Raw genomic sequence first — 25,473 nt, forward strand, 5'->3', positions numbered from 1 at the left:
CGGCTCAGATCCCCATCTCGGTCTCGTACGCGCGGCGCAGCCGACGCCGGGCGGTGGGCGCGAGACAGAGATGCCAGGCCTGCCCCTCGTCGATCACGTTGAGCTCGCCGGCCTCCTGCCGGGCCAGCAGCAGCTCGGCCAGCGCGTCCCGAGCGCCGAAGCGCTCGTACCAGGCCAGCTCGACGTCCATGGAGTAGCCGAGGCAGTGCCCGCTGGGCAGCATCGCGGCGTAGCCCAGGCGGCGCAGCCGGTACTGGTGCTCGGTGCTGCGGACCAGACTGGTCACCCAGAGCGGTGGGGTGGCCGGTGGCGCCGCCGCGGCGAACTCCCGCCCGATGTCGTTCAGCAACGCGACCACCTCCCGCCGGGCACGACGGAACAGCAGCCCGGCGGTGCGCGGGGTGGCGTCCGGCCGCAGCCGGCGACGCAGCCCCCGCGCGGCCCGCCCCAGCATGGTGGCGGGCTGCTCCTGGTAGCGGAAGCAGAGCAGGTCGCGGCGACGCAGCCACTCCAGGTCGACCAGGTCGGCACTGCCGTTGACCTGGTCGTCGGTGACGAAGGTGGGTGCGTCCTGCCACCACAGCACGTCGATGCGGGAGAGCAGGTAGATCCGGACCAGCGCCGTGAGGTCACGCGCCGAGGTGCGCTCGTTCGGCTGGTAGCGCGCCATTTCCAGCAACAGCGTCTCGCGCGCGCCGATCAGCCCCTGAGGGGTGGCGTCGAGCACCGCGGCGAGCGCCGGTTCGCGCAGCCGCTCGTCGATGAGTACCTGACGGGCCCGGGTGCTGGCCGCGTCAGCCAGGGCACCCACCTCGACCAGCAGGTCGGCGACGGCCTCGCGGTAGGCGGCGAGATCAGGGGCGGTGGCGGGAAGGCGACGGGGGGCGGTGCCGGAGGGCCGTCGGCGAGCCGGGGTGCTCGGCGACACGGGCGGACGGGGTTGCTGTCCCGGACTACGGCTGGGCACTCGCATGACGGGGGTCCCTTCTCCGGTCACGACCGTGGGTAGATTGCCCTGAACACACCGTAATCAGCCGGACCGGAATAGGCCGAACAATCCTCCTATCTACCCCGAAGGGAGCGGCGGGGCCGAGGCGCGGCAGGCACGCCGTGGGGTGACGAACCACCGCCCGGGCCGGCGGCGACGTCAGTCGCCGTCCGCCGACACCAGGCCCTGCACCTCGGCGTACGACGGCAGCCCCCGCGGCGCCGTGAACCCGGCGGCACGGACCGCGTCGGCGGTGGCGACGGCGGCGGCCAGCGCGGCACGGAACAGCAGGGAGCCGGTGCTGACCCGGGCGACTCCGGCCCGGCTCAGCTCATCCAGTCCCGGCCCGCCCGGCTGGTACAGCGCGTTCAGCGGCGCGTCGATCCGTTCGGTCAGCACCCGCAGCGTCGCCAGGTCGACGGCGCCGGGCACGAAGATCCCGTCGGCGCCGGCGGCCCGGTAGGCCCGGGCGCGGGCCAGGGTCTGCGGCAGCGGGTCGGCCACCCCGAGCCACCAGGTGTCGGTGCGGGCGTTGACGAACAGGCCCGGCACCGCGGCCTTCACCGCCGCGATCTTGTCGGCGGTGCACTCCGGATCGGCCAGGGTGCCGTTCGCGCGCCCGTCCTCCAGGTTGATCCCGACCGCGCCGAGCCCGGCCAGCTCCGCCACGTACCCGGCGACAGCCCCCGGATCGTCGGTGAACCCGGCCTCCACGTCGACGGTGAGCAGCACCGGCAGCCGGGCGAGCCGGCGCGTCAGGGCCAGGGTCTCCGCGCCGGTGGCCGCCACGCCATCGGGGCGGCCGGCGGCCGAGGCGACCCCGAGACTGGTGGTGCCGATCGCCGGATGGCCGCGCGCGGCGAGCGCCGCCGCCGAGGCGTGGTCCCAGGCGTTCGGCAGCAACAGGGGGCGGCCGGTGTGGTGCAGGGCGCGGAACGCCGCACGGCGGTCGATCATCGGACGGTCACCTCCAGGGTCGTCGGCACCCGCAGGGTCGGGTGCGGCTCATGGCGCAGCACGGCATTGGTGCGCAGGCAACGCTCGCGCAGCACGTCGAGCACCCCGGTGGCGAGGGCCAGGGCGTGCCGGTCGCCGGGGCAGCCGCGCTCCCCCGCGCCGAAGGTGAGCAGCCCGGCGCCGAGCCGGCCGGGCCGGAACGCGGCCGGCTCGGCGAACGCCTCCGGGTCGCGGTTTGCGGCGTCGAACCGGAGCAGCACCGGGCTACCCGGCGGCAGGTCCTGGCCGCCCAGCCGTACCGCGGCGACGGTTACCCGTCGGGTGGCCCGGACCGGCGGGTCGAGCCGCAACACCTCGGCCAGCAGGTCCGCCGTCGCCTGCCCGGCGGGCAGGCCCCCCGTCTGTTCTCGGGCCGGCGGGTCCGCCGGTCCCTTCCCGGCTGGCGGGTCGGCGGCCTCGCGGTCGGCGGGTAGCGGCAGCAGGTGGTGGGCGGCGGCGCCGATCAGGCCGGCGGTCGCGTCGCACGCCTGGACCAGCAGGCCGATCAGATTCGCCCGCACCTCCGGCGTGGCCGGCGGCGAGAGCGCCAGCAGCATCGACACCGCCCGGTCGGCCCGCCGGACCAGCGAAGGGTCGACCCCCGGGTGGTACGCGGCGGCCACGGCAGCGACCGCCGTCCCGGCGGCGGCCGGGTCGGTGAGGCCGAGCCGGCCAGCCAGCACCCGCAGCGGCACCGGCCTGGCCAGTTCGCGCATCACGTCGAGGCGGTCACCGGCCTGGTCCAGGGCGGCGGCGGTCCGGCGGGCCGCCTCGTGCCGCAACTCGTCCGGGTCCAGCGCGGACAGCGCGGTCACCCCGATCGCCCGGCGCTCGCCGTGGCGCTCCGGCGGGCTGAACCGGCTGACCGTGCCGCGCAGCCACGCGAGGGTGCCGGGCGGCCCGGTGTCCACGGCCGGTACCTGCAAGGCCGGATCGGTCAGCGCCGCCCGGACGTCGGCGTGCCGGGTCACCCACCAACCGCTGCCGATCTCGAACCTGGGAGGCCCGCACGCCGGTACTCCGGCGGCGGGCGGAACAACGGGCCAGCGATCAGTCACCGCCCGACGGTAGAACCCGGACCGTTCGGCCCCCACCGAACAATCCCGCCGCGCCGCGTCCCGCCCCGCCGCTCCTCATCCCGCCCCGCCCCGCGGCCAAGATCGCGCTCGATCCAGGATGTTGTGTTCGCCGCTGCCCTCGACGTCACCGCCATCGACGTCGATGCCGGAGCCAGAGGTCAGGCTCGGCCGCTGGTGGGTGGCGGGGACGGGGTGAAGGTCAGTGTTTCCTCGGGGACGTCGAGGGTTTCGGCCAGGGCGGGGCGGCCGGTCGGAGTCAACCGGACCGCGCGGCCGGTGCCCCGCGCGGTCCAGCCCAACTCGGTGAAGCGACGGCAGAGCGCCGCGCCGAGCGCCCCGGCCAGGTGCGGCCGGCGCTCGGTCCAGTCCAGGCAGTCGCGGACCACCGGCCGCCGGGCGCTGCGCAGCACGTCCACCGGTACGCCCAGCCCGGCCGCCCACGCCCACCCGTCGGGCGTCAGCGTCAGCCCGCTTGCCCGGTCCAGCCGCCCGTCGGCCAGCAGCGCGTCGTACATCAGCACGCCCAGCCGCCCGGCGAGGTGGTCGTAACAGGTGCGGGCGTACGCCAACGCGGCACCGGCGGTGGTGACCCGCAGGGACCCGGTCGGCGCGGGTGGGGCCGGCGCGTGCCCGGCCAGGCTCTCGATCAGCTGGGCCACCGACGGCCCGGCCAGCCGCAGGTAGCGGTGCCGGCCCTGCCGCTCCTCGACCAGCAGCCCACCCCGGACCAGGCGGGTGAGGTGGTCGCTCGCGGTCGACGGCGCGACCCCGGCCCGCCGGGCCAGTTCCCCCGCTGTCCAGGCGCGGCCGTCGAGCAGTGCGAGGCAGATGCCGGCCCGGGTGCCGTCGGCCAGCAGGGCGGCCAGTTCGGCCATGCCCCGGCCCTCGGTGACAGCGCTCATCGCCCCATCATCGCCCCAGCCGGCGACGCGTCCCCAGGCCGGGTCCGGGCGCTGGCGCGGTCACGAGCGCCGGGGTCTGCCGGTGGCAGCACCGCATGGTCGACGGAACCGGGGTGCGCAGGGCCTGCGGCGGCGGGACCGGCGCGAGTCGCGCGGTCAGGTGATGTGTTGCACCACCGGGACGATCCGGAAGTCGACGGTGGCCTGGTCGATGGTCGCGTGCACCGGGGAATCGGCCATCTCGGTCATGATCCCCGCGGCGCTGCGCCGGCCGTCGCTGGCGGAGTCCCACGCCACAATGTCGGTGATGAGGCCGTCGTCGGCCTCGGTGATGCGGCGCCAGCGGAAACCGGGCTGGCGCCGCAGGTAGGTGTTGATGTCCTCGTTGGCGGCGACGAAGTCGGCGCCCGTGAGGCCGGCGACCAGCCGGAACGTCGTCATCTCGAGCGCTTCGCTCATGGTCGTACCCCTTGCCGTGAACGGTCGGTCAGCCCTGCGCGGTGGACCGCATGATGATCTCGTTGATGTCGACGGTGTCGGGTTGCGCGATCGCGCAGGCGATGGCGTCGGCGACCGCGACGGCCGGCATGCCGAGTTCCTCGGCCGCGGCCCGGGCCGCGGCCTGGATCTGCGGATCGCCGCCGTGTTCGGTGAGTTCGGAGTGGGTGTAGCCGGGGCTCACGAGGGTCACCCGCACGTCCCGGCTCTCCTGGCGCAGTCCTTCGGTCAGCGCCCGCACCGCGTATTTGGTGGCGCAGTAGACCGCGGCCGTCGGATCCACACGGTAGGCCGCGGAGGAGCCGATGTTGATGATGTGGCCGGTGCCGCGGGCCCGCATGAGCGGCAGGGCGGCCGCGACACCGTGCAGGGTGCCGCGCAGGTTCACGTCGATCATCTGCTCCCACTCGTCGGTCCGCAGCGCGTCGACGGTGGACAGGGCCATGACGCCGGCGTTGTTGATCAGTACGTCGATGCGGCCGTACCGGTCGTGCGCGCCCTCGACGAAGGCATTCACGCTGTCCCGGCTGGTCACGTCGAGTTGACGGTACTCGGCCGTGCCGCCTGCGAGGCGCAGGTCGACGACGAGTGCGGCGAGGCGGTCGACGCGCCGGGCGCCGAGCACGACGTGATGGCCGTCGGCGGCGGCCAGACGACGGGCTGTCGCGGCACCGATGCCGCTGCTCGCGCCGGTGATAAGAACGATCTTCGATCGCGGGTTGGTCATTGCTGCTCCTGGTCCGGTTACTGCCTGGCGCGCCCAACCATCCTGCTGGCCCGGGTGCCCGGGAAGGGCGCCGTTTCCTGGGATCAGCGCACCCAGGTACGGCAGGTCCGGCCCGGCGGGGAGCCGGCACCGGTCGGTCAGCGCCACGCCACGCGGAGGGCACGGCAGCGCGACTGGCAGGGAGCACCGCACCCTGGCAGGCCACTGACCAGGAGTTTTAGGCTGGTGGACATGCCCGCTACCCACGACCGGCTCGGCGAGTACCTCCGAGCCCAGCGCGCCCGCGTCGACCCTCGGGATGTCGGGCTGCGCGGTGGCGGCGACCGCCGGGTGGCGGGGTTGCGCCGCGAGGAGATCGCGGTGCTGGCCGGTGTGAGCGTCGACTACTACGCTCGCCTGGAGCAGGGCCGCGAACGCAACCCGTCGCCGCAGGTGCTCGACGCGATCGGGCGGGCCCTGCGCCTCTCCCCGGACGCGCGCGGCCACCTCTTCCGCCTCGCCGGGCTCAACCCCGCCCTGGGCCGGGACAGCTCCCGCGCCTCGGTCCACCCCGAGCTGCTGCGGTTGCTGGACGCCTTTCCCACCTCCGCCGCCTACGTGCTCAGTCCGGCGTTCGAGGTGCTGGCCACGAACGGTGTCGCGGCGGCGCTGCTGTCCCCGTTCGCGGGCACCGCCAACATGGTCCGGGTGCTGTTCGAGCATCCGCAGGCGCGCAGCGTGTTCCCGGACTGGCCGGCCCTCACCGAGAACGTCGTGCACGCCCCGCGGCTCAACGCCGGCATCTTCCCGGACGATGAGCAGATCCAGGCGCTCGTGGCCGACCTGCGGGAGGCCTCGCCCGCGTTCCGCTCGCTCTGGGAAGACCAGACGGTGGGCGGCCTGACCCGCATGTTCAAGGTCGTGCACCACCCGGACGCCGGACGGATCGAGCTGACCTATCAGACCTTTGACGTCCGCGACGCGCCAGGCCAGCAACTGCTGGTCGGCACCCCGGCGCCGGGCAGTCGCAGCGCCGAGGCCCTCGCCTATCTGGCCGCTGTGTACGCCCCGGACTGAAACCCGCCCACGGCCGGGCCACGCGCGGTGGCCCCGCCGACGACCTGCTGGGTGTCGCGGCACGGGGCAGCCCCGTCGTTCCCTGTGGACAGGTCCACCCCTCTTTACAACGTTGTATCCATCGTTGTAGAAACGGGGGCACACACCGACCCTTGTCGACACACCGCCCACTCCCCCGAGGCAGGTCCCATGCGACACCTTCGCCGCGGCGGCGCGCTCGCCGCCGCGCTCGGTCTGATCCTGGCCGCGACCGCACCCGCTCCCGCTGTCGGCTCCGACGACCCGTCCCGCTACCGCAACCCGATCTCGACCGCCGTCGGCGACACCTTCGCCGACCCGGTCATCGTCCGCGGCGACGACGGCTTCTGGTACGCCTACGGCACCACCGACCCGCTGCGCGAGGGCGAGCACGAGTTCCACCGGGTGCCCACCGCCCGCTCGGCTGACCTGGTCGACTGGACGTACGTCGGCGACGCCTTCGGCCCCGACCAGCGCCCGCCGTACGCGGCGCCCGGGGCGGCGTTCTGGGCGCCGGACGTGCGCCGCCTCGGCGACCGGTGGGTCATGTACGTGACGGTCACCGACACCACGGCCTCCACCGAGGGCAGCGACTACGCCATCGGCGCGGCAACCGCCCCCACCCCGACCGGGCCGTGGACGTTCGCCGACCAGCCGGTCGTCGCCCCACGTCCCGGCGGTGGTGGCGGCTACCTGTGGACCATCGACCCCAGCCAGTTCACCGACGTCGACGGGCGCAGCTACCTCTACTACGGCAGCTACTACGGCGGCATCTCGGTCACCGAGCTCAGCCCGGACGGGCTGACCGCGGTCGGCACGCCGACCCTGGTGGCGATCGACAACAAGTTCGAGGGCAGCTACGTGCTGCGCCACGATGGCTGGTACTACCTGTTCGCCTCCACCGCGAACTGCTGCGCCGGCCCGGCCACCGGCTACTCCGTCCAGGTCGGACGCGCGCGTGACCCGCGCGGCCCGTTCACCGACCGCGACGGCGTCGCGCTGACCGCGTCCCGGGCCGGCGGCACACCGGTGCTCACCCAGAACGGCAACCGGTGGATCGGCACCGGGCACAACGGCTTCCTCACGGACCTGTCCGGCCAGGACTGGATCGTCTACCACGCCATCGACCGCGCCGACCCGTACCTGGACGAGCCGTACGGCATCAACGAACGCCCGATGCTGCTGGACCGGCTCGACTGGATCGACGGGTGGCCGACGGTGAACGCCGGCGCCGGCCCGTCCGAGGGCACCCGGCCCGCGCCGGTGACCACCGGCCGGGTCGACGACCGGTTCGACGCCGCCGGGCTGACCGGCTGGCGACGTACCGCCGGCGAGTGGCAGGTCACCGACGGCCAGCTCACCGGCAGCGGCGCGCTGACCAGCCGTACCACCGTTGGCGGCGACGTCCGGGCGGAGGCCGACCTGCGGCTGACCGGCGCGGCCACCGCCGGGATCACCCTCGGCGACCGCGTCGAGGTCCGGGTGGACGCGGCCGGCGGCCGGCTGGTGGCCCGCGACGGCGACCGGCGCGCCACCGCGCCGCTGCCCGCCGGGCTCGACCTGGCCGACCGGCACAACCTGGCCATCGAGGTACGCGGCCGGCAGCTGGTCGCCGAGCTGAGCCCGGCCCGGCTCGGTGACCAGCTCGCCGTGGTGTCGCTGCGGCTGGACCACCCGGTCGCCGGTCGGCCCGGGCTGGCCGCCACCGGCGGCCCGGCCGTGTTCGACAACGTCAGCGTGGCCCGGCTGTACCAACCGGCACGGCGGGCGGTCTCCGAGCCCCGGATCGGCGCGCCGTTGCGGACGTACTCCGACGAGTTCGGCGACGGGCTGGACGGCGACTGGCAGTGGGTGCGCGAGGACCCGGCGGCCACCGTCACCGGCGGCGCGCTGCGCTGGCCGGTGCAGGCCGCCGACCTGACCGGCACCGGCAACACCGCGGGGGTGCTGCTGCGCGACGCGCCGCGCGGCGACTACGTCGTCGAAACGAAGGTGACGCTGGACCTGGGCGAGGAGACGGTCCGCAACTACCAGCAGGCCGGGCTGGTCGCGTACGTGGACGACGATCGGTTCGCCCGGCTGGCCCAGGTGGCGATCTGGAACACCCGGCAGGTCGAGTTCGGCTACGAGCTGCCCTTCGCCGGCCAGCCGGTGTACGGCGGCAGCATCGTCGGCACCCCGGCCACCACCACCTGGCTGCGGCTGGCGCATCACGTCGACCCGGTCACCGGAGAGCACGAGTTCCGGGCCGGCTCCAGCCGGGACGGGCGGAGCTGGACGTGGGGTGCGGTGTGGACCTTCCCGGCCGACAGCACCCCGAGGATCGGCCTGGTCGCGCACGGCGGCGCCGAGCCACCGGTCACCGCCGAGTTCGACTACCTGCGCTTCTACCGCTGAGGCGGTCGACGAACAGATACCCGGGGGCCTCCGTCGCGTGGACGGAGGCCCCCGGGGCCGGCGCGATGTCGGCGCCGAGTGCCTGCTTGCCTGCGGACGTACTCTGAAGGGGCCGCGACGCCATTGTGGCGAGTCGGGGCCCAAGCGCTCGCACCGCGGGCGGATAGAAGTAGCCGCATGATCTGGACGAGGCTCAGAAGCGACCGCACCCCTCCCCGACTCCGCGCCGTTGACGACCTGCAGTTTCCTGCAAGCGGACGTCAGCGTCTCCTGAATCAGCATCCCCATCTCAGCGGCGACGACATCCGTCTGGTCGAAGCCGCGACCCGCCAATGGTTCAGGCTCGTCGTCCGCCACTCCGACGCGAAGCTTTCGATGCCGTCGGTGATCGTGGACGATCTGTGGCAGGAGCTGACCCTGCACGAGCGGGACTACGCCACCTTCTGCGACGTTGCGTTCGGGCGCCTTCTGCACCACCAGCCGAGGTCTGCGACGAGCGCCGGCACCGTCAATCGCAACCCTCTGCTGCTGGCCACTCTGAGCTGTGGCCGCCGGGACGAGGATTGCGGCCCAACCGGTCTTCCCCTGCTGTTCCGCGTGGACCAGGAGCTCCGCATCCTAGATGGCAACCGCTACCTGGCCGACTGCGGAGGGCGTGGCGAGTGCTTCCCGGTCTCCAACCGGGTCTGCCTGCAACACCTCGGAGGGCCGGGCAAACGGCCCAAGCCACCCGGCATCCGCGGCGATCTGCCCTTCAACGACGGCCGCCACGGCTACGCCGGCGGTGCGGGCGGCGGTGGTGGCGGCGACGGCGAGTTGTATGGCGGCGGCGATGGCGGGGGCGGCGATGGTGGTGGGGGCAGCAACTGAGGCCCCACCTGCGTTGATGACCGCCCGATGCCCCTGCCGGATCGGACGGTCACGAGCGATCAGACGTGCTGGCGGGTCAGCGGCGTCACCGACCGGTCCGCGCCGTCGTAGCTACGGGCCGCGACGAACGCGCCCGTCGGCCGCTGGCCGCCGGCGACCGCCCGGGCCAGCCGCAGGTCCGCGTTGCGGAACCGCAGTGCCACGCTCAGGTGCGGCACCCACACACCCGGCGCGTGCCACGGACGATGTCCGGCGGCGTCGGCGAGCACGTCCCAGACGGCGGCGTGCAGCGCCGTCAGCGCCGGCGTGGGTCGCACGAGCCAGACCAACGGCGCACTGCCGTCGAGAACGACGATGCGGTCGAGTGTGACCGGCACCGGCAGCGCGGCGTCGAACAGGTCGGCCAGGCGATGCTCGGTACCGGGTGGGAACTCGTCCACCGCCGCGAGGGTTAGGTGCGGCCGGTTGGTCGGGTGGGTGTTGCGGGCCAGGCTGGGCAACCCTGCTGCGGCCAGCCGGTTCCAGGCGGCCCGGACCGCGCCGTCCAATCCGGGCGAACAGACCAGTTCCACCGTACGCACCGACCCACGCTACTCGGCGGGTTGCGGCTCGGTGCGCTGGTCGAGGACGCTCACCGGGCGTTCGAAGAATGTCTCCAGCACGACGATGGTCTGGGTGCCGGTCACTCCGCCGATCTCGAAGATGGCGCGGAGCACCGCCTGCAGGTCTTCGGTGGTCGCCGTGCGGATCTTCACCAGCAGCGAGGCCGCGCCGGCGATGATGTGCGCTTCCTGGATGCCGGGGATTGCCGCGAGCGCTTCGCGGGTGTCGCCCATCCACGTGTTGCCGTCGACCATCACGAAGGCCGACACCCCCCGGTCCACGGCAGCGGGGTCGACGTCGACGGTGGTGCGGCGGATCACGCCGCGGTCGCGCAGCTTGCGCACCCGATCGTGTGCCGAGCCGGCGGACAGGCCCACCGCCTTCCCCAGCGTCGCGTAGGACTGGGTGGCGTCCTCCTGCAGGCACGCCAACAACGCTCGGTCGATGTCATCTACCAAGCTCGCCGCTCCCGAGGATGTGATCTAGCAAATGAGCCGGTTGACCTTACCACGTTCGGTGTGCGTACGATTTGGCCGAATGTGGTCTACGAGATGCCGGAGGCGCGGCCATGGTCGAGACGATTCCCGCACAGTTCCACCTGCTCGACGAGCGGTTCCGTTACCTGGACGGCGACTTCGTCCTCGAACGGCTGCACACGGGAGCACGCAAGACCGAGGGCCCGGCGTACTTTCCAGCCGGCCGGTACCTGGTGTGCAGCGACATCCCCAACGACCGGCTCCTGCGCTGGGACGAGACCACCGGCGCGGTCGGCGTCTTCCGCCACGCCTCGGGCTACGCCAACGGCAACACCGTGGACCGCCAGGGGCGGCTCGTCACGTGCGAGCAGGGCAACCGGCGAGTCACCCGCACCGAGCACGACGGCACGATCACCGTGCTCGCCGACCGCTACGAGGGCCGACGGCTCAACAGCCCCAACGACGTGGTGGTACGCGCCGACGGCACGATCTGGTTCACCGACCCGAGCTACGGCATCCACTCCGACTACGAGGGCAACAGGGGCGACAACGAGTTCGACGGCGCCTGCTACGTGTTCCGCCTCGACCCGGCCACCGGCGACCTGCGTGTCGTCGCCGACGATTTCTGCCGCCCCAACGGCCTGGCCTTCTCCGGCGACGAGCAGCAGCTCTACATCGTCGACACCCGGCAGGATCCCAGCCACATCCGCGTCTTCGACGTCACCGACGACGGCACCCTGACCGGCGGGAAGGTCTTCGCCGAATGCGATCTCGGCCGCTTCGACGGCATCCGCGTCGACGACGCCGGGCGTGTGTGGGCCGCAGCCTGGGACGGTGTGCACTGCTTCGACCCCGACGGCAGCCTCATCGGCAAGCTCCTGCTGCCGGAACCGGTCGCCAACCTCACCTTCGGCGGCCCGAAACGCAACCACCTGTTCATTACCGCCGGCAGGTCCGTGTACGCGCTTCGAGTCACCTTCAACGGCGCCCGCTACCCCGCGCCCACTGGCGGCGAGGGGAGATGAGCGACGCGTCGATCATGAAGTTCGCGACGTCGGTACCGGCGTGTCGTGACGCTAACTTCATGATCACCCAGGAGGTCGGCCCTCGGCCCGGTCAGAGCCAGCCGTTGTCGCGGGCGGTGCGCACCGCTTCGGCCCGGTCGGCCGCGCCGAGCTTCTGCACGGCGGCGGAGAGGTGGTTGCGCACGGTGCCGGTGGACAGGTGCACCCGGCGGGCGATCACCGCCACCGGGGCGCCGAACTCGGCCAGCCGCAGCGTCTCCAGCTCGCGGGGGGTCAGCGGGCAGGCGGGCAGGGTCAACGCGTCCGCGGCGAGCGACGGGTCGACGTAGCGCCCGCCGCCGTGCACCCGGCGGATCACGTCGGCGAGCGCGCCGCCCGGCGAGCCCTTGGGCAGGAATCCCCGCGCCCCGGCGGTCAACGCCTGCCGCAGGTGCCCCGGCCGGCCGTGCCCGGTCAACACCACCACCGCACAGGCGGGCAGTGCCCGGGTCAGCTCGGCGGCCACGTCGATGCCGTCCAGGCCGGGCATCTCCAGGTCCACCACGGCCACGTCGGGACGATGCGCCAACGCGGCGTCGACCGCGGCCCGCCCCTCGGCGGCCTGGGCCACCACCTCGATGTCCGGCTCGAGCCCGAGCAGCGCGGCGACGGCGACGCGCACCAGCTCCTCGTCATCGGCGAGCAGGACGCGGATCACGAGGCCACCGGCACGGTGGCCTCCAGGGTGAACACCGCGTCCTCGCGGCGCACCCGAAGCTCGCCCCCGACGGCGGCGAGCCGGTCGGCCAGCCCGCGCAGGCCGTGGCTGTGCTCGTCCGCGCCCCCGTCGTCGGCGCCGTCGTTGGTCACCGTCATCCTGGCCACGTCGTCCTCCCGATGGATGTGGATCCGGCACCAGTCGGCCCGGCTGTGCCGCAGGATGTTCGTCCCCGCCTCGCGCAGCACCACGGCCAACTCGGTGGCGGCGGACTGCGGCAGGTCCGCCGGTGGCGGAAGCACCTTGCAGCGCACCCCGCACGAGCGCAGCACGCCCGCCACGGCCGCCAACTGTTCGCCGAGGTCGACCGCGCGGTAGCCGTGCACGGTCTCCCGGACCTCGGCGAGTGCGGACGCGGCGAGCCGCTGCACCTCGGTGGCCTCCCGACCGGCCCGCTCCGGGTCCACCGGGGCGAGCCGGGCGGCCAGTTCGGCCTTCAACGCGATCACGGTGAGGCTGTGCCCCAGCACGTCGTGCACATCGCGGGCGAAGCGCAGGCGCTCCTCGGCGGCGGCCAGCCGGGCCTGGGCGGCCTGGCCCTGCCGGGCCTCCACGAGCAGGTCCCAGAACCAGACCTGGAACCAGTTGACCGCCGCGATGGTCACCCCGATTCCGCCGGCCACGATCAGGTACCGCACGACGGATCCGCCGGTCCACCACGCCACGCCCGCCGACACCAGGAGCGTGCCGGCGATCACCGCCAGTGCCGCCGGCAGGCGGACCAGCAACGGCGCCATGCCGATCAGCGAGGCGCCCAACCAGGCCCAGGTCGGCCAGACACCGGCCGCCACCGGCCCCACCAGCGGGATGGTCAGCACCGCCACCCCGGCCAGGCTCAGCTGGGCGCGGCGCCGCCAGCGCTGGTCGAGCCACGGCGTGACGGCCGCGTACAGCACGGCGGTCTGGGTGGCCGCGAAGGCGAGGATGCCGACCGCGCCGAGCGCGACGCGGCCGGGGTCAGTGTCCCGGGTCAGGCCGACGGTAGGCAGCAGGACGCTCGCCCAGACGCCGGTGGCCAGCGACAGCAGGGTCGCCCGCCGCGCCCGGTGCAGCCGGCGGTCCGCCCGGGGAGTCACCGCCTCGCTCGACACGCACCGATACTAGGACCGCTCCGCGCCCGGCCCACCCCTGCGGGATGTCACGGTCGGACCGTGCGGTCCGCACGGATTTCCGGTGACGGACGGGGCTGCCCACCGCGCCGGGGACGCCGCCAGGCTGGACGGCATGGGGAAGACATGGACGCACACCGACACACTCGCCGTACCGCCGACCGGGCCGCGGCCGGCCGACCGGCCGGCACCGCCGGGCACGTCGCCCGCCACCGTGCCGGCCGGCGGCACGCGGCGGCTGCTGCGGCACCTCGCCGAGATGGCGCTCGCCATGGTCGCCGGGATGCTGCTGCTCGGCCCGTTGTGGGACGCGGCGGGCGCCGCGCTGGGGCTCGCCGGCCCGCTGGGCCGGCCGGAGGTGGCCGCCCTGGTGATGGCCACCGACATGACCATCGGCATGACGGTCTGGATGCGCTACCGGGCGCATCGCTGGCTCGCGGTCGGCGAGATGGCCGCCGCGATGTACGTCCCGTTCCTGCTGCTGCTCGTACCGTTTCGGGCCGGCCTCCTGGACGGCGACGCGCTGCTGCTCGGCGGTCACCTGCTGATGGTGCCGGCGATGGTGCTGGTGGCGGTGCGGCACCGGCACGAGACGCCGGTGCCGGTGCGACGGCATCCGGCCGTGGTGGCGCTCGCTCGCCGCTGGCCGACCGGATTGGCGCTGCTCATGGCCCTGGACCTGGTGATCGACCCGAAGGTGCTCAGCCCCTGGACGATGCTGGTGCTGCCCGGCGGCTACCTGGTGATCGGCCTGGTCCGCGGCACGCTACGCGGACCGGGCGTGCTCACCACCCAACTGCTCGGATTGGCCGGCTGGGTCGCCCTGACCCTGGTCGCGGTCACGGCCGGCGGACGGACCGCCGCGTGGCTGGTGGCGTTCGGTTGGCTGGCGCACGCTGGCTGGGACCTGGTCCACCACCGCAGCGGCCGGGTGGTGCCGCGCGGCTACGCCGAGGGGTGCGGCGTACTCGACGCGGTTGTGGGCATCGCCGTGATCCTGGCGATCCTGACCACCGGCTGAGTCGACCGCCCGCCGGCACGGGGCGGCGGGCGGCACGGGGCTCCCGCGGGGCGTTGTGCCGGTCGCCGCAGCGGGTGCGGCGGCGTGATGAAAAGCTTGGCGCATGAGTTCCGCACCTGCACAGCACGACGCACCGACCGACACCGCCCCCGACGGCACCGACGAGGCGAACGCCTTCACGGAGCTGGGGCTGCGCGCCGAACTGCTGGGCGCGCTGACCGCCCTCGGTTACGAGGAACCGACCCCCATCCAGCGGGAGGCGATCCCACCGCTGCTGGAGGGCCGGGACCTGCTGGGCCAGGCGGCCACCGGCACCGGCAAGACGGCGGCGTTCGCACTGCCGCTGCTGCACCGGATGCCGGCGCACCGCGACGGCGGGGACCCGGTGGCGTTGGTGCTGGTGCCGACCCGGGAGCTGGCGGTGCAGGTGTCCGAGGCGTTCCACCGCTACGGCAAGGACCTGGGCGCCCGGGTGCTGCCGATCTACGGTGGGCAGCCGATCGGGCGGCAGTTGCGGGCACTCGACAGCGGGGTGGACGTGGTGGTGGCCACCCCGGGGCGGGCGCTGGACCACATCGCCCGGGGCACGCTGCGGCTGGGCGGGCTGGCCACGGTGGTGCTCGACGAGGCCGACGAGATGCTCGACATGGGCTTCGCCGAGGACATCGAGGCGATCCTGGAGCACGCCCCGGCGCAGCGCCAGACCGTGCTCTTCTCGGCCACGATGCCGTCCCGGATCGACGGGATGGCTCGCCAGCACCTGCGGGAGCCGGTGCGGATCGAGATCGGCCGGGAGCAGCAGGTGGCCGGCGAGGCGCCCCGGGTGCGGCAGAGCGCGTACATCGTGACCCGGGCGCACAAGCCCGCCGCGCTGGGTCGGGTGCTGGACGTGGAGTCGCCCACCGCGGCGATCGTGTTCTGCCGGAGCCGGGAGGAGGTGGACCGGCTGACCGAGACGATGAACGGCCGGGGCTACCGCTCCGAGGCGCTGCACGGCGGGATGAGCCAGGAGCAGCGGGACCGGGTGATGGGGCGGCTGCGGGCCGGCACCGCCGACCTGCTGGTCGCCACCGACGTGGCGGCCCGCGGGCTGGACGTCGAGCAGCTCACCCACGTGGTCAACTACGACGTGCCGTCGGCGCCGGAGTCGTACGTGCACCGGATCGGCCGGGTGGGCCGGGCCGGGCGGGAGGGCGTGGCGATCACCCTGGCCGAGCCGCGCGAGCACCGGATGCTGAAGACCATCGAGCGGGTGACCGGCCAGCGGATCACCATCGACAAGATCCCGACGGTGGCGGACATGCGCACCCGCCGGCTGGAGCTGACCCAGGCGGCACTGCGGGAGAGCCTGCTCGAGGACGACCTGGACCCGTACCGGGTGATCGTGGAGACGCTGACGGACGAGTTCGACCTGATGGAGGTGGCCCTCGCCGCGGTGAAGCTGGCACACGAGGTGACCTCGCCGGGTTCGGACGACGAGGAGGAGATCCCGCAGGCGCCGGTGCGCGGCCCGCGCGAGGGCCGGCCGGAGACCGGCGGTCGGGGCGGTGACCGCCGCGGTGGCGGCCGGCCGCGCTCGGGTGGCAACGGCGTCCAGGTCTTCATCGGCCTGGGCCGGCGCGCGGGGGTGCGCCCGCAGGATCTGGTCGGCGCGATCACCGGGGAGACCGGGATCAGCGGCCGGGACATCGGCTCGATCGAGATCGCCGACCGGTTCTCGCTGGTGGAGGTGCCGCCGGGGATGGCCGACGAGGTGATCGCCGGGTTGCGCGGCAGCACCATCAAGGGCCGCAAGGCCACCGTGCGCCGGGACCGCGGCGGCGACCGCTGAACGGACCGCCGGCGATCGACGGGTACGACGGTCGCCGGCGGAAGGATCAGGAGGGGTACGGGCCGAACCGGCCCGACGCCACGACCGCGGCGAGGACGAGCGACACCCTCCGGGGGACCGCCTCGCGCGGGCGAGGTGGTTGAGGGTTCGAGCACGACAGCACGGTTCGCCGCTCGACTCGTACAGCGACAGGCCCCCGCCGTCGGGAGAGACGGCGGGGGCCTGTCGTGGTGGGTCAGGCCGCGGCGAGCGCCGGGCCGTCGAGCGCGTCGACCTCGGCCGGACGCAGCGCCAGGGCGAGCACGTCGGCCACGTCGGCCAGGGTGTGCACGGTCAGCGCCTCGCGCACCTCGGCCGGCAGGTCGTCCAGGTCCGGCTCGTTGCGCGCCGGGATGATCACCTCGGTGAGGCCGGCCCGGTGTGCGGCGAGCAGCTTCTGCTTCACCCCGCCGATCGGCAGCACCCGACCGGAGAGCGTCACCTCACCGGTCATCCCGAACTCCGGGCGGACCGGGCGGCCGGTGACCAGCGACGCCAACGCGGTCACCATGGTGATGCCGGCGCTGGGGCCGTCCTTGGGCACCGCACCCGCCGGAACGTGCAGGTGGATCCGCCGCCCCGCCAGGGCGTTCGGGTCGATGCCGAGCCGGCGCCCGTTCGAGCGCAGGTAGGAGAGCGCGATGTGCGCCGACTCCTTCATCACGTCACCGAGCTGACCGGTCAGGGTCAGGCCCGGCTCGCCCTCCATGCTGGTCGCCTCGATGAAGAGCACGTCCCCGCCGGCGCCCGTGACGGCGAGGCCGGTGGCCACGCCCGGCACCGCCGTGCGTTCGGCCGACTCCGGGGTGAACTTCGGCCGGCCCAGGTAGCTGGCGAGGTTGCCGGTGTCGACGCGTACCGGCGCCGGGTCGGTCGCCAGCGCCACCGCCACCTTGCGCAGGATCTTGGCCAGGGCACGCTCGAGCTGCCGGACGCCGGCCTCCCGGGTGTACTCCCCCGCGATCAGCGCCAGCGCCTCGTCGGCGACGCTGACCTCCTCGGCGGTCAGCCCGGCCCGCTCCCGCTGCCGGGGCAGCAGGTGGTCCCGGGCGATGGCGACCTTCTCGTCCTCGGTGTACCCGTCCAGGGTGACCAGCTCCATCCGGTCCAGCAGCGGGCCGGGGATGGTCTCCACCACGTTGGCGGTGGCCAGGAAGAGCACGTCGGACAGGTCCAGGTCGACCTCCAGGTAGTGGTCCCGGAAGGTGTGGTTCTGCGCCGGGTCGAGCACCTCCAGCAGGGCGGCGGCCGGGTCGCCGGCGTAGCCGGCGGCCAGCTTGTCCACCTCGTCGAGGAGCACGACCGGGTTCATCGAACCGGCCTCGCGCAGCGCGCGGACGATCCGGCCGGGCAGCGCCCCGACGTAGGTGCGCCGGTGACCGCGGATCTCGGCCTCGTCGCGGACGCCGCCGAGCGACACCCGCACGAAGTTGCGCCCGAGCGCCCGGGCGACCGACTCGCCGAGGCTGGTCTTGCCGACCCCGGGCGGACCGGCGAGGGCCAGCACCGCGCCGGACCCGCGACCGCCGACCACGCCGAGGTTGCGCTCGGCGCGGCGGTTGCGCACCGCGAGGTACTCCAGGATGCGGTCCTTGACGTCGGCCAGGCCGGCGTGGTCGGCGTCGAGCACCGCCCGCGCCGCGGCCAGGTCGGTGTTGTCCTGGGTACGCGTCCCCCACGGCATCTCGAGCACGGTGTCCAGCCAGGTGCGGATCCAGCCGGCCTCCGGGGAGGCGTCACTGGCCCGCTCCAGCTTGCCGACCTCGCGCAGGGCCGCCTCGCGGACCTTCTCCGGCAGGTCGGCGCCCTCGACCCGGGACCGGTAGTCGGCCGAGCCGTCCGGCTCGTCCTCACCCAGCTCCTTGCGGATCGCGGCGAGCTGCTGGCGGAGCAGGAACTCCCGCTGGGACTTCTCCAGCCCCTCCCGGACGTCGGTGTTGATCTGCTCGGTGACCTCCTGCTCGGCCAGGTGTTCCTTCACCCAGCCGACCAGCAGCTCCAGCCGGGCGGTGACGTCTGGCGCGGCGAGCAGCTCGGTCTTCTGCTCCAGGCTCAGCCAGGAGACGTAGCCGGCCGAGTCGGCCAGCTCGGACAGGTCGGTCATCCGCTCGATCGCGTCGATGACCTGCCAGGCGCCACGCTGCTGGAGGACCGAGGTCATCAGGGCGCGGTACTCGCGGGCGAGCTCACGCGCCCGACCGGCGGGCGCGGGTTCGGTCAGTTCGGTCGCCTCGACCCAGAGCGCGGCACCGGGGCCGGGCACGCCGGAGCCGATCCGGGCCCGGGAGAGGCCACGGACGACCGCGGCCGGCTCGCCGTCGGGCAGTCGGCCGACCTTCTCGATGGTGGCGACGGTGCCCACCGGGCCGTACTCGCCGTCGATGCGGGGCACGGCGAGCAGCTTGCGGTCACCGGTCGCGCGGGCCGCGTCGACCGCGGCCTGGGTGGTCGGGTCGAGGGTCACCGGGATGACCATGCCAGGCAGCAGCACGCTGTCGGTCAGGGGAAGTACCGGAAGAGTTGCCATCGAACACCTGCTATCGCGTTGACTTGAGCGTGTCTCACTCAAGTAACAAAGCGTTCCCCTTGTTCCGCACTGTGACCCAGACCACTGCCGGGTTCCGGACGGCGGACCGGAAACAGCAGCTCACGCGCGGGCGCGCCGGCATCAGGTGGCGTCGTCGTCGAGCAGGTCGTCGGCCAGGTCCGGGGTGGTGCCGTACAGGCGGGGGTCGCCGGGTGCGAGCACCGGTTCGGGGGCCTGGGTGAACTCGGTGGAGTCGGTGAAGGCGTCGGGGACCGGCATTTCTTCCAGGCCGTCCTGCTTGAGTTGTTCGATGGCGGCCATCCACATGTTCTGGTGCATGGTGTCGCGGGCCAGCAGGAAGCGCAGCATCTGCTTGACGCCGGGGTCGTCGGTCATGTTGAACAGGCGGGCGACCTGCAGGCGGCCTTGTGCCTCGGCGGTGACGTTGAGTTGGAAGTCGGCCATCAGGTTGCCGCTGGCGGTGATGAACGCGGCGTTCCAGGGCACGCCGTTGCTGTCGGTGGGCAGGGCGCCGCCGCCGCCGTGGATGAAGTGCGCGGGGTTGGACCCGCCGTAGATCGCGGCGACCATGGGGTTGTCGTCGGCGGCTTCCTGCAGGGACAGGGGGGCGTTCTCCAGCAGGCGGGTGATCATGGTGGCGATCATCTCGACGTGGCCCATCTCCTCGGTGCCGACGTCGAGCAGCAGGTCCTTGTACTTGCCGGGCAGCCGGCAGTTCCAGCCCTGGTAGAGGTACTGGTTGGCGACGGTCATCTCGCCCCACTTGCCGCCCAGGATCTCCTGCAACCGGCGGGCGAACGCCGCGTCCGGGCCGTCCGGCTTCGCCTCGAACTGCAGGTCCTTGACATGACCGAACATCGGTCCTCCTCGGTGCCGGCGAGCTGGCAGGAGGACCATTCCCCGCCCGGTGACCCGGCCGGGCCAACCCGTGTCCCGGCGGGGTCAGCGCACCGGCCGAACCACGGGCAGGAGCACCTCCAGCGCCACACCGCGCGGCCGCAACCGGTGCACCCGTAGCACTCCCCCGTCCGCCGCCACCAGCTGTCGCACGATCCAGAGACCGAGGCCGGACACCCCGGCCACCGGCGCCGGGCGGCGCATCGCGGCCAGCAGCGCGTCGTCCACCCGCCCCTCGTCGGTGACCAGGATGCTCAGTCCGGGGCGGCGCAGCGCGGCGTAGAGCCCGACCTGACCCTCCGCCGGCCCGTGCCGCAGCGCGTTCTCCACGAGATTCACCAGCACCTGCCGGGTCCGCCCGGCGGGCACCGGGCAGGCGCAGGCCCGCCGGGTGGCCCGAGCCCGCCGCCGGTCCGCCGGCACCAGCGCGGCGGCCTGGCGCAGGATCCCGGCCAGCGGCACTGCCGGCTCCGGCTGCGCGCTCAGAGCCAGCGCGCCGGTGCCGGCGGCCGCGCCGCGCAGCAGACCCTGCAGGTGTACGGCCTGGTCGCGGGCCAGCTCGGTGATCGCCCGCCGGTCCGCGCCGGTCAGCTCCCGCCGCTCGTCGGCCAGTGCCCGGGTCAGCGAGGTCAGGGTGGTGACCGGAGTACGGAACTCGTGGCACAGCACGCGCAGCAACAGCTCGGAGTCAACCTGCGAGGACCCCCGCTCACCAGGCCCGACATCGGTCCGGCGCAACCCTCGCAACAGGCCCTGCAAACCGTGGCGTGCGCGCATCCACCCGACTCCCCTCGTTCGGTGCGTACCCGCATGATCGGTACCCGCTGGGGAACGGCCCAGACATGCCGGACGCCCCCGCCATCAGACTCGCGGTCGTGGACGACCACCCCCTCTTCGTCCGCGGCCTGGAGCTGCTGCTCCCGCTGACCACCGACGGCCGCGCCGAGGTGGTCGGCTCGACCGGCGACGCCGCCGCGGCGGCCGCCCTGGTCAGCCGCTGCCACCCCGACCTGGCGCTGGTCGACCTGCACATGCCGCCACCGGGTGGCACCCGGGCGGTGGCCGCGATCCGGCGGACCACCCCACGGGTGCGGGTGGTCGCGATGTCCGGCTCAGCCGACCCGGCACCGGCCTTGGAGGCGCTGCGGGCGGGCGCCGAGGGGTTCCTGCCGAAGACCAGCGAACCCGAGGAGCTGCTGCCCCCGCTGCTGGCCGTCCTCGACGGCTGGGCGGTGCTGCCGGCCGAACTGCTGCGCGCCGTGCTGCGGCCCTCGCGTGCCGCGCCGGTCGACCTGGACGGCGAGGAGCGCCGGCTGCTGCGCGCGATCGCCGCCGGCCGTAACACCGTCGACATCGCCGAGGAACTGCACGTCTCGGAGCGGACGGTGAAACGGATGACCGCCGCGCTGCTGCGCAAGCTGCGGGTGACCAACCGGGCGGAGGCCGCCGCCGTCGCCGGGCACGCCGGCCTGCTCGGCGAATGAGGCCGGGCCCTTCCCCGACTCAGCGTCCGTTCCCGGTTTTGCGGCAGGGAAATCGCGACGCGCCGAAATGAAATGGGACGCATATTGTTGCGGTTTCCCGGGGTGATAGGTCAGACTTTGGACACATCCCGCCACACACAGGGAGTAATTGGCAATGGCGAGAAAAGTAATCACGGTGCTGACCGACGACCTCGACGGTGGGAAGGCCGACCGGACCGTCGAGTTCAGTCTTGACGGCGTGGCCTACACGATCGATGTCTCGGACGAGAATGCCGGCGTCCTGCGCAAGGCGCTGGATCCGTACATCAATGCGGGTCGGCGGATCGGCCGAGGCCCGGTGGAGAACACCCGGACAGTTCGGCGGCCGGGGCGACCCAGCGGCGCCGGAATGGATCGGGAGCAGAACCGGGCCATCCGGGAATGGGCCGTCAAGAACGGCTACAAGATTTCCGAGCGGGGCCGGATCCCGGTCGAGGTCGTCGAGGCGTACAAGAACCGCTGATCGCACGACACGCGGACGGGGTCTCGCCGGAAACGGCGTGACCCCGTCGGACTTTCACCGGCCGTCTTCCGTCGAAGGCTCATTCCCCGGCGGCACCGCTGCGCGCCGGGGAGATACGCGGCGGCCGGTCACCCGGGCTGTCCGCCCCGGTGACCGACCGCCGCTGGTCGGCTCGATCTGTTCCGACCTAGCTGACCTCGATACGCACCGCGTCGAACGCCGGGGTCTGGTTGGCCCGTTCCATCATCGGCAGACGGTGCGAGCCGTCACCGGCCCACACCGCGCACTGCGCGGTGCCCGACTCGGGCAGACCCGGGATCTGGATGGTCACCTCGTCCGGCTGGGCACCACCGCGCCCGTCCTCGGTGGCGACGAAGAAGGCGGGCACCTCCTGCGGCTCGGGCGGGGCGGTCAGGCTGTCCAGCATCCGGCAGGCGGTGTGGAAGTGCCCGCGGACCAGGCCCTGGTCGTTGAGCAGCGAGCTCTCCACGTAGTACCCGCCCTGACCGGCAGCCAGGAAGCGGTCCCGGATCAGGTTGCGGGTGCTGACCCGCAGGGTGAAGGCCTGGTTCTGGCCGACCTGCTCAGGGAACTCGGTGATCAGCAGCGAGGGGTTGTTGGCGGCCGCGCCGACCTCACCGAACTCGGTGCTCACGCAGCGGTTGCCGTTCTGGAAGCCGTCGTGCGGCTGGAGCTGGCTCTCGTCGCAGTTGTTGGCCAGCACGCCGAGCCCGGCACCGGGAGCATTGCCGCCACCGGTGTCACCACCGCCAGTGTTACCACCGCCGGTGTTGCCACCACCGGTGTTGCCACCGCCGGTGTTACCACCACCCGTGTTGCCGCCGCCGCTGTTACCCGTCGGCTGCACCTGGCATTCGGCGAGCTGCGCGAGACCCTGCGGGCGCGGCCCGGCCCGGTCGATGGCGGTCGTGATGCGGTCCAGCACCGCGCGCCGCTTGGCCGCCAGCGGTTGCAGGAGAGAGGTGCGGATGACGGCTTCGCCCTTGCTGCCCTCGGCGGCCAGCCGGCGGTCGGCCTCGGCGATCTGGGTCTGCAACTGGGCGAGGTTGCGGTCCACCTCGGCCCGGGCCCGGGCCGGCACCTGCGGCAGCTTGGCCGTCACGTCCGGGCAGGCGATGGCCGAGCCGCTGCCGACCGTGCCGTCCTTGCCGTCCTCGCACTCGGGGACCGACTGCTGCCCGTCACCCCAGTGGTTACGCACCCACCGACCGTTCTGCCACGTCCGGGTGGTCGAGCCGTCGCCATTCGGCGCGGTAGCGCCCGGGCTCGGCTGCACACACTGTCCAGAGGCCGGCCGTGGATTGTTCGGCCGCCGGTCCTGGGCCGACGAAATCTGGGTCACGGCGACTACTCCACCGAAGACCACGAGCGTGCCGACAACGGCCAGCAGACGCTTGCTCCGCGCGTTGCCGGATGACCGGCGCGCCCGTGTGGACCTGCGCATCGAATTGCTCTCCTTCTCGATCCGGTAGTGGATTCCTGCCCTCGGCGGACCGACGGATGTGAGATGGCACGCCACGGCGGCGACCACCGCGACCTACCCGGTGACGTGTCGATGGCCGACGATGCCCTTTCCGCACCGTCTCCCGCGTCCCGTCGACGCGGATGGGGAGATCCTCTTCATTCGCGCAGGAGTACGGGACGGCGAGCGGGAAGGTTCAACCGACGCACAGGAAATTGCCGCGATCTGGCGCGGGCCGCGCCGGAAGGGTCGGCTGGATGCAGCGGGTAACGGATCAGTCGACGCAGAGGTGGTCGAACGCGAAACCGCCCACCAGCTCGTGCCGGCGCCGACTCAGCGCGACGATCTCCGCGGTGAGCTCGGCGCGCGGCAGCAGGTCCGGGTCGACGGGTTCGGTGACGCGCAGTCGTTCCCCGACGGCGACCGTGGCGAGGTCCTCGGCCAGCCGGGCCGCGTCGATGCCGCAGGAGAAGCGGTGCTCGGTCACCGAGACCCGCTCGACCAGGCAGGCGTCGGGGCGCACCTGCACCCAGCTCCACCCCTGCGCCGGGCCGTCCGCCCAGCGCACGTGCAGCCCCCGCACGATCGGGTCGGCCAGCCGCCGGGCGACGTACGCCTCGACCGCGGCCGCACGGGCCAGCGCGCCGAGGTCGTTGACCGGCCCGGTCCGGCCGTCCGGCAGCCGGCCGAGGATGTCCCGGAAACCCACCGGGGTCGGCTCGTCCCCGGCGCCGCCCGCCGCGTAGTCCCGCGCGTCGATGACGTACTCCACCAGGCGTCTGCCGTGCTCCGCCGCCCGCAGGGTTGGCGACCCGACCCGCAGTACGGGCAGCCCGACCGCCGCGCTCACCGCGTCCTTGAGTCGCTCGGCCCGCTGCTCCGCGGAGCCGGCGGTCGCGACCGGGCCGATCTCCACGGCGACGATCGGCCGACCGGTGTCGGCGGCGCAGACCACGAAGTCGAAGCCGGCCCGGCTGGCCGAACTCCACTGGCTGCCGGTGACCCCGGGTGGACGCCCCTGGACCAGCTCGCTGAGGCGGCGCGCCGGGTGCACCCGGTGACCGGCGCGGGTGAACAGCGTGTCCCGCTCACCGTCGGCGGGCAACGCCCGCAGCCAGCCACGGTCGTCGCTGACGGTGCTCGTCATCTGCCTGATCCATCCGCCGGTCGGTCGAGCCGGGCCGAGTCTAGGCGGTCGATCATGGCGCGCGCGTCGGCGGTGCGGCCGGGACCGCCCGGCCGGCCGGACCGGCGGTTACTCGGCGGCGCCCATCACCAGGCCCTCGATCGTGTGCTTCTGCCGGATCGGCTCCAGCCGGTCCACCACCGGGCAGGGCAGGTGCGCCCGGACCAACGCGGGCAGGCGCTCCCAGTAGGCGTGGGTGACGGCCATGTCGTGGTGTGCGGCGTTGCCCGCGCCGGGGGCGTCCACGCCGAGCACCAGCACCGGGCGGGGCGACTGGGAGACGTTCGGGGTGCCGCGGTGGATCGTCAGCGCCGACCGGGCGGAGATGTCCCCGCGCTGCGGGTACTTGCGCACCGCCCGCTGCTGGTACCGCGGGTAGCGCTCCCGGGGCGGGAACATCTCGTGGTCGAAGTCGACGCCGTCGTCCCACTGGGTGCCGGGGGCGATCTCGAACGGCCCCATCTCCTCCACCGTGTCCACGGTGGTCAGGTTGAACGCCAGCGAGGTGAGCCGCCGCTGCCGCCGGGTCTCCTCCGGCATCGGGAAGTCCCGGTGCCAGGGTTGCATCGCCGCCCCGGGGAAGGGGATGTCGAAACCCAGCTCGACGATCTCGTACTCCGGGCCGAGCACCGCCCGGCAGACCGACACCACCCACGGGTGGGTGACCAACTCGACGAAGCCGCGCAGCTGCTCCGGATGGATCTCCACGTACCAGCGTTGCGGGCCGCGGCCGACCGCGCCGTCGGGGCGGGAGCGTGCCTCCTCGAACGCGACGGCCACATCGTTGCCGACCTGCTCCGCCCAGCCCGGGTCCAAGGCGCCCCGGCAGGCGGTGATGCCGTCGCGGTACAGGTCGCCGAGCGCCTCGACCGGTACCTCGTCATCGCCGCTGGGCACGGGGTCGGCGGCGGGCGCCGCCGGCGGCGCCGGGGGAACACGCATGAGGCCTCCTCGGGACGAAGCGAGCGTTACAACGTTGTA

General features: G+C 73.5%; 24 protein-coding genes. 8 read left to right on the plus strand and 16 right to left on the minus strand.

All coding sequences use genetic code 11. The features are described from left to right. Positions 1 to 4: 4 nt before the first annotated feature. The 6 genes from BUS84_RS08560 to BUS84_RS08585 all read right to left on the minus strand — a co-directional run bounded on the left by BUS84_RS08560 (position 5) and on the right by BUS84_RS08585 (position 5,190). Positions 5 to 973: a DUF5715 family protein gene (locus BUS84_RS08560; protein ID WP_074310307.1), complete on the minus strand. Its 969-nt coding sequence runs from the start codon at positions 971 to 973 to the stop codon at positions 5 to 7. Positions 974 to 1,147: 174 nt separating this feature from the next. Next, complete coding sequence (locus BUS84_RS08565) at positions 1,148 to 1,945, minus strand: isocitrate lyase/PEP mutase family protein (protein WP_074310309.1); 798 nt, start codon at positions 1,943 to 1,945, stop codon at positions 1,148 to 1,150. Then, a complete protein-coding gene (locus BUS84_RS08570; RefSeq protein WP_074310311.1) occupies positions 1,942 to 2,955 on the minus strand; it encodes a cytochrome P450 in 1,014 nt (337 codons plus the stop codon). The genes BUS84_RS08565 and BUS84_RS08570 overlap by 4 nt, the downstream gene beginning before the upstream one ends. A 266-nt stretch (positions 2,956 to 3,221) precedes the next feature. Further along, positions 3,222 to 3,965, minus strand: a complete 744-nt coding sequence (locus BUS84_RS08575) for an ArsR/SmtB family transcription factor (RefSeq protein ID WP_074310313.1) — start codon at positions 3,963 to 3,965, stop codon at positions 3,222 to 3,224. A gap of 156 nt (positions 3,966 to 4,121) precedes the next feature. Then, positions 4,122 to 4,424: a hypothetical protein gene (locus BUS84_RS08580; RefSeq protein ID WP_074310315.1), complete on the minus strand. Its 303-nt coding sequence runs from the start codon at positions 4,422 to 4,424 to the stop codon at positions 4,122 to 4,124. 28 nt (positions 4,425 to 4,452) lie between these two features. Beyond that, positions 4,453 to 5,190: an SDR family oxidoreductase gene (locus BUS84_RS08585; RefSeq protein ID WP_074310317.1), complete on the minus strand. Its 738-nt coding sequence runs from the start codon at positions 5,188 to 5,190 to the stop codon at positions 4,453 to 4,455. 231 nt (positions 5,191 to 5,421) lie between these two features. Between BUS84_RS08585 and BUS84_RS08590 the strand changes: the two genes are divergently transcribed. The 3 genes from BUS84_RS08590 (at position 5,422) to BUS84_RS38600 (ending at position 9,531) form a co-directional block, all read left to right on the plus strand. Further along, a complete protein-coding gene (locus tag BUS84_RS08590; protein ID WP_074312334.1) occupies positions 5,422 to 6,246 on the plus strand; it encodes a helix-turn-helix domain-containing protein in 825 nt (274 codons plus the stop codon). A gap of 189 nt (positions 6,247 to 6,435) precedes the next feature. Then, a complete protein-coding gene (locus tag BUS84_RS08595) occupies positions 6,436 to 8,661 on the plus strand; it encodes a glycoside hydrolase family 43 protein (RefSeq protein WP_074310319.1) in 2,226 nt (741 codons plus the stop codon). A gap of 177 nt (positions 8,662 to 8,838) precedes the next feature. After that, positions 8,839 to 9,531, plus strand: coding sequence for a glycine-rich domain-containing protein (locus tag BUS84_RS38600; RefSeq protein WP_167627016.1), 693 nt, complete (start codon positions 8,839 to 8,841; stop codon positions 9,529 to 9,531). A gap of 59 nt (positions 9,532 to 9,590) precedes the next feature. On the opposite strand, the gene BUS84_RS08600 is transcribed toward BUS84_RS38600, so the two are convergent. Beyond that, entirely contained in the window at positions 9,591 to 10,112 is a 522-nt protein-coding gene (locus BUS84_RS08600) for a 2'-5' RNA ligase family protein (RefSeq protein ID WP_074310321.1), read from the minus strand. A 9-nt stretch (positions 10,113 to 10,121) separates the two neighbouring features. After that, entirely contained in the window at positions 10,122 to 10,592 is a 471-nt protein-coding gene (locus BUS84_RS08605; RefSeq protein ID WP_074310323.1) for an Lrp/AsnC family transcriptional regulator, read from the minus strand. 110 nt (positions 10,593 to 10,702) lie between these two features. Here BUS84_RS08605 and BUS84_RS08610 point away from each other — a divergent pair, with 110 nt between their 5' ends. Continuing rightward, entirely contained in the window at positions 10,703 to 11,635 is a 933-nt protein-coding gene (locus BUS84_RS08610) for an SMP-30/gluconolactonase/LRE family protein (protein WP_074310325.1), read from the plus strand. Positions 11,636 to 11,726: 91 nt separating this feature from the next. Here BUS84_RS08610 and BUS84_RS08615 read toward each other — a convergent pair whose 3' ends face one another. Together BUS84_RS08615 and BUS84_RS08620 are read right to left on the minus strand one after the other, a co-directional pair. Further along, positions 11,727 to 12,332 (minus strand): response regulator transcription factor, encoded by a 606-nt coding sequence (locus tag BUS84_RS08615; RefSeq protein WP_074310330.1) that lies wholly within the window; start codon positions 12,330 to 12,332, stop codon positions 11,727 to 11,729. Beyond that, positions 12,329 to 13,483, minus strand: coding sequence for a sensor histidine kinase (locus BUS84_RS08620; RefSeq protein ID WP_084757293.1), 1,155 nt, complete (start codon positions 13,481 to 13,483; stop codon positions 12,329 to 12,331). Before BUS84_RS08620 ends, BUS84_RS08615 begins: the two co-directional genes overlap by 4 nt. 133 nt (positions 13,484 to 13,616) lie before the next feature. On the opposite strand from BUS84_RS08620, the gene BUS84_RS08625 reads away from it, so the two are divergent. Continuing rightward, positions 13,617 to 14,522: a hypothetical protein gene (locus tag BUS84_RS08625; RefSeq protein WP_244298438.1), complete on the plus strand. Its 906-nt coding sequence runs from the start codon at positions 13,617 to 13,619 to the stop codon at positions 14,520 to 14,522. Positions 14,523 to 14,625: 103 nt separating this feature from the next. Next, positions 14,626 to 16,353 (plus strand): DEAD/DEAH box helicase, encoded by a 1,728-nt coding sequence (locus tag BUS84_RS08630; RefSeq protein WP_074310332.1) that lies wholly within the window; start codon positions 14,626 to 14,628, stop codon positions 16,351 to 16,353. 235 nt (positions 16,354 to 16,588) lie between these two features. Here BUS84_RS08630 and lon read toward each other — a convergent pair whose 3' ends face one another. The 3 genes from lon to BUS84_RS08645 form a co-directional block, all read right to left on the minus strand. Then, complete coding sequence (gene lon / locus BUS84_RS08635) at positions 16,589 to 18,919, minus strand: endopeptidase La (protein ID WP_074310334.1); 2,331 nt, start codon at positions 18,917 to 18,919, stop codon at positions 16,589 to 16,591. A 141-nt stretch (positions 18,920 to 19,060) separates the two neighbouring features. After that, positions 19,061 to 19,798, minus strand: coding sequence for a manganese catalase (locus tag BUS84_RS08640; protein WP_074310336.1), 738 nt, complete (start codon positions 19,796 to 19,798; stop codon positions 19,061 to 19,063). A gap of 84 nt (positions 19,799 to 19,882) precedes the next feature. Then, positions 19,883 to 20,614, minus strand: a complete 732-nt coding sequence (locus BUS84_RS08645; protein WP_143728293.1) for a sensor histidine kinase — start codon at positions 20,612 to 20,614, stop codon at positions 19,883 to 19,885. 98 nt (positions 20,615 to 20,712) lie between these two features. Between BUS84_RS08645 and BUS84_RS08650 the strand changes: the two genes are divergently transcribed. Together BUS84_RS08650 and BUS84_RS08655 are read left to right on the plus strand one after the other, a co-directional pair. Further along, positions 20,713 to 21,321 (plus strand): response regulator, encoded by a 609-nt coding sequence (locus tag BUS84_RS08650; RefSeq protein WP_244298439.1) that lies wholly within the window; start codon positions 20,713 to 20,715, stop codon positions 21,319 to 21,321. Positions 21,322 to 21,475: 154 nt separating this feature from the next. Beyond that, positions 21,476 to 21,823, plus strand: a complete 348-nt coding sequence (locus BUS84_RS08655) for a histone-like nucleoid-structuring protein Lsr2 (RefSeq protein ID WP_074310340.1) — start codon at positions 21,476 to 21,478, stop codon at positions 21,821 to 21,823. Between the two features lie 187 nt (positions 21,824 to 22,010). Here BUS84_RS08655 and BUS84_RS38975 read toward each other — a convergent pair whose 3' ends face one another. The 3 genes from BUS84_RS38975 to BUS84_RS08670 all read right to left on the minus strand — a co-directional run bounded on the left by BUS84_RS38975 (position 22,011) and on the right by BUS84_RS08670 (position 25,434). Next, a complete protein-coding gene (locus tag BUS84_RS38975; RefSeq protein ID WP_074312342.1) occupies positions 22,011 to 23,288 on the minus strand; it encodes a hypothetical protein in 1,278 nt (425 codons plus the stop codon). Between the two features lie 292 nt (positions 23,289 to 23,580). Beyond that, on the minus strand, positions 23,581 to 24,453 hold the full coding sequence (locus tag BUS84_RS08665) for a DUF2726 domain-containing protein (RefSeq protein ID WP_074310342.1): 873 nt from the start codon (positions 24,451 to 24,453) through the stop codon (positions 23,581 to 23,583). Positions 24,454 to 24,561: 108 nt separating this feature from the next. Beyond that, positions 24,562 to 25,434, minus strand: coding sequence for a phytanoyl-CoA dioxygenase family protein (locus tag BUS84_RS08670; RefSeq protein ID WP_084757295.1), 873 nt, complete (start codon positions 25,432 to 25,434; stop codon positions 24,562 to 24,564). Between the last annotated feature and the right edge of the window lie 39 nt (positions 25,435 to 25,473).

This window comes from Micromonospora cremea (assembly GCF_900143515.1).
GTDB lineage: Bacteria > Actinomycetota > Actinomycetes > Mycobacteriales > Micromonosporaceae > Micromonospora > Micromonospora cremea.